The 3,567-nt window shown below is 72.4% G+C and carries 4 protein-coding genes; 3 read left to right on the forward strand and 1 reads right to left on the reverse strand.

The features are described 5' to 3' along the window. Together ACLN58_RS19655 and ACLN58_RS19660 are read left to right on the forward strand one after the other, a co-directional pair. Positions 1–743, forward strand: a 743-nt coding sequence (locus tag ACLN58_RS19655; protein WP_415856924.1) for a TrmH family RNA methyltransferase, incomplete at its 5' end; no start/stop codon positions are given. A gap of 10 nt (positions 744–753) precedes the next feature. Further along, the gene (locus tag ACLN58_RS19660) at positions 754–1,680 is read left to right on the forward strand and encodes a cation diffusion facilitator family transporter (RefSeq protein WP_415856925.1); all 927 of its coding nucleotides are present in this window, start codon (positions 754–756) and stop codon (positions 1,678–1,680) included. Here ACLN58_RS19660 and ACLN58_RS19665 read toward each other — a convergent pair. After that, on the reverse strand, positions 1,631–2,881 hold the full coding sequence (locus ACLN58_RS19665; protein WP_415856926.1) for an MFS transporter: 1,251 nt from the start codon (positions 2,879–2,881) through the stop codon (positions 1,631–1,633). The genes ACLN58_RS19660 and ACLN58_RS19665 overlap by 50 nt on opposite strands. Before the next feature lie 132 nt (positions 2,882–3,013). Here ACLN58_RS19665 and ACLN58_RS19670 point away from each other — a divergent pair, with 132 nt between their 5' ends. Further along, positions 3,014–3,541 (forward strand): (deoxy)nucleoside triphosphate pyrophosphohydrolase, encoded by a 528-nt coding sequence (locus tag ACLN58_RS19670; protein ID WP_415856927.1) that lies wholly within the window; start codon positions 3,014–3,016, stop codon positions 3,539–3,541. Positions 3,542–3,567: the final 26 nt, after the last annotated feature.

The raw sequence follows: 3,567 nt of genomic DNA on the forward strand, positions 1-3,567 counted from the left end.
CCGCGTGCCTCGAGCGGTACCCCGAGCTCGACGCCCTCGCGCGCGCGACCGGTGCTCTGCGGATCGCGACCGACGACGTCCTCGCGGCGATGGCCGACACCGTGAGCCCCCAGGGCATCCTCGCGGTGTGCCGCCAGCTCGACGTCACGCTCGCCGAGGTCCTGAGCCGCGGCCCTCGGCTCGTAGCGGTCCTGTGCCGGGTCCAGGACCCGGGGAACGCGGGGACGATCCTGCGGGCCGCCGACTCCGCGGGGGCGGACGCGGTCGTCTTCACCGAGGGCAGTGTGGACCCGTACAACCCCAAGACCGTGCGCAGCACGGCCGGCTCGCTCTTCCACGTCCCGTTCGTGATCGGGGCCGACCCCGCCGAGCTCGCGCACCAGCTCCGCGGGGCAGGCGTCGGAGTCCTCGCCGCGGACGGTTACGGCCCCGTGGATCTCGATGCGCTCCAGGACGAGAGCGCGGCGCGCCGCCTGGGTGGGGGAGCGCAGGGCGAGACGGCGCCGGAGGGACGCTCGTCCGGCGAAGGCGAGGCCGCGCCGTCGTACGTGCTGGAGGCGCCCACGGCGTGGCTGTTCGGGAACGAGGCCCAGGGGCTTTCGGACGCCGAGCTGGCCCTCGCGGACGCGCGCGTGGCCGTGCCCCTCTACGGCGAGGCGGAGAGCCTCAACGTGGGGACGGCGGCAACCGTGTGCCTCTACGCGAGCGCCCGCGCGCAGCGTCGGGGCCAGCGGACCGGGTAGATTCGCAAGCATGTCAGCAGGCGGGGGAACCAAGGCAGTCGTCGCGGCACTCGCGGCCAATCTCGCGATCGCGGCGATGAAGTTCGTCGCGTTCGCGCTCACGGCGTCGTCGTCGATGCTCGCCGAGGCCATCCACTCGGTCGCCGATTCGGGCAATCAGATCCTGCTGCTCGTCGGCGGGAAGCGCGCCTCGCGTCAGGCCAGCCCGCAGCACCCGTTCGGCTACGGACGGGAGCGGTACATCTACGCGTTCATCGTCTCGATCGTGCTGTTCAGCGTGGGCGGCCTGTTCGCGCTCTACGAGGCCTGGGAGAAGCTCCAGCATCCGCACGGCATCGAGGGGCCGTGGTGGTGGGTTCCGGTGGCGATCCTGCTCGGCTCGATCGTCGCGGAGAGCCTCTCGTTCCGGACCGGTCTGCGCGAGGCGAGGCCGCACCGCGGCAGCCAAAGCTGGGTCGCGTTCATCCGCACCGCGAAGCAGCCCGAGCTGCCCGTCGTGCTCCTCGAGGACTTCGGCGCGCTCATCGGACTCGTGTGCGCCCTGTTTGGGGTCTCGCTCACGCTCGTGACGGGCGACGGCGTGTGGGACGCGATCGGGACTGGCCTCATCGGGCTCCTGCTCGTGGGCATCGCCGCAATCCTCGCGCTCGAGACGAGCTCGCTCCTGCTCGGGGAATCCGCAAGTGCGGGGGACATCGCGAGGATCGAGGCGGCGATCTCGAGCGACGGCACGCGCATCATCCACCTCCGCACGATGCACCTCGGGCCCGAGGAGCTCCTCGTCGCGGCGAAGTTCGGCGTGGCCCGCGGCGCGTCCGGCGAGAGCATCGCGCGGGCGATCGACGACGCCGAGGCCCGGATCCGCTCGGCCGTGCCGAGCGCTCGGGTCATCTACCTCGAGCCGGATATCCCTCGCGGCGCTCCAGCCAGCCGCTGAGGGCGGCGATGCCGAGGCCGAGGACCGCGAGGCCCGCCCCGACGTACGCGGGGGCCGTGAAGCCCCAGCCCCAGCCGATCACGAGGCCGCCCACGAACGCGCCGAGCGCGTTCGCAACGTTGAGGGCCGAGTGGTTGAGCGAGGACGCGAGCGTCGCGGCGTTCGGCGCTGAGTCGAGGAGCCGGGTCTGGAGGGCGGGGATGAGCGTTGAGCCCGAGCCCCCGATCACGAAGACCATGAGCAGTGCGGTGGGCCACCAGTGCGCGGCCAGGCCGTACAGGACCATGACGACGACGACGAGGCTCAGACCCCGGTAGATGGTGCCCATGACCGAGCGATCCGCCATGCGGCCGCCGATGACGTTGCCCACGACCATGCCCAGCCCGTACAGGGCCACGACGAGCGGCATGAGATTCTCCGGGAGCCCAGCCACTGAGGTCATCGTGTGGGAAATGTACGTGTAGGTCGCGAAGAACCCGCCGAAGCCCACGACGCCGATGAGCAGGGCGAGCCACATCTGCACGCGCGTGAGGGCGCCGAGCTCGCGCCGGATGCTCGCCTCGGGGTGCGCCGGCTCGAACGGGACGAAGCGCCAGATCATGGCGACCGCGGCGAGGCCAATGACGGCGGTGACGACGAAGAGGAGGCGCCATCCGAACGCCTGGCCGAGCCACGTGGCGAACGGGACGCCGAGCACGTTGGCGATCGTCAGCCCGGACATGACCGTCGCGATGGCCCAGCCCCGCCTCGTCGGCGCGACGAGCGTCCCGGCCAGGACCGCGGCGGCGCCGAAATAGGCGCCGTGGGGGAGGCCGGACGCGAAGCGAGAGATCATCATGCTGCCGAAGTCGGCCGCGAAGACGGAGGAGAAGTTGCCGAGTGCGATGAGCGCCGCGAGCCCCATGACGAGGTACTTGCGCGGGAGGCGCGCCCCCACGGCCGCGAGGATCGGGGCGCCGACCACAACGCCGAGCGCGTAGGAGGAGATGAGCTGGCCCGCCTGCGGCGTGGAGAGGCTCAGGCCGCGCTCGATCTCCTTGAGGAGGCCCATCGTGGTGAACTCGACGGTCCCGATGCCGAAGCCGCCGATCGCGAGCGAGAGCATGGCCCAGAAGAGCGGGCGCGGCGCGAGCGGCGCGGGGGCGGCGTGGCTCGGGCCCGGGCTCTGGGCAGGGGCGGTCTGGGCAGCGGGCGTGGTCATGCGCTGATCCTCGGGGTCGGTGCAGGGACGAGGGGCAGCGCTGGCCCTCGGGACTGTTAAACCCTACGCGGTGCCGGCTCATTCCTGACAGCGGCCCATTCGCTAGTCTGGCCCGTTCGCTAGTCTGGCCGAGTGGATGGTGGATACGTGCAGGTGGTCGGCGGGGCGATCGTGGACTCGCTCGAGGAACCCACGCGGCTGCTCGCGGCCCGGCGCACGGCGCCGCCCGCGTTCGCCGGCCAGTGGGAGTTCCCTGGCGGCAAGGTCGAACCGGGCGAGGGCCATGAGGCGGCGCTCCGCCGAGAGCTCGCCGAGGAGCTCGGCGTCGAGGTGCGGCTGGGCCCGGAGGTTGTGGGGGCCGGGCCGGAGGGCTGGCCGCTCAACGAGAAGGCCGCCATGCGCGTGTGGTTCGCCGAGGTGACGGCAGGGGTCCCGGCGGCCCTCGAGGACCACGACGAACTGCGGTGGGTAGCGCTCGACGACGGCGTGCTCGACGACGGCGTGCTCGGCGAGCGGCTCGCAGACCCGGGCCAGTCCGGCGAGGAGCTTCCGTGGATCCCGGCCGACTACCCGATCGTCGCCGCCGTGCGGAGCCTCGCGGCCCGGCTCCGCGCTGGAGGTGACGCCCTGCCTCAGGAGGGTCACGCTCAGAAGAGCTGACCCTGCCCTGCCGCGGCCGCCGTCGG

Origin of the sequence: Sinomonas sp. G460-2, assembly GCF_047759905.1 — a bacterium.
Lineage (GTDB): Bacteria > Actinomycetota > Actinomycetes > Actinomycetales > Micrococcaceae > Sinomonas.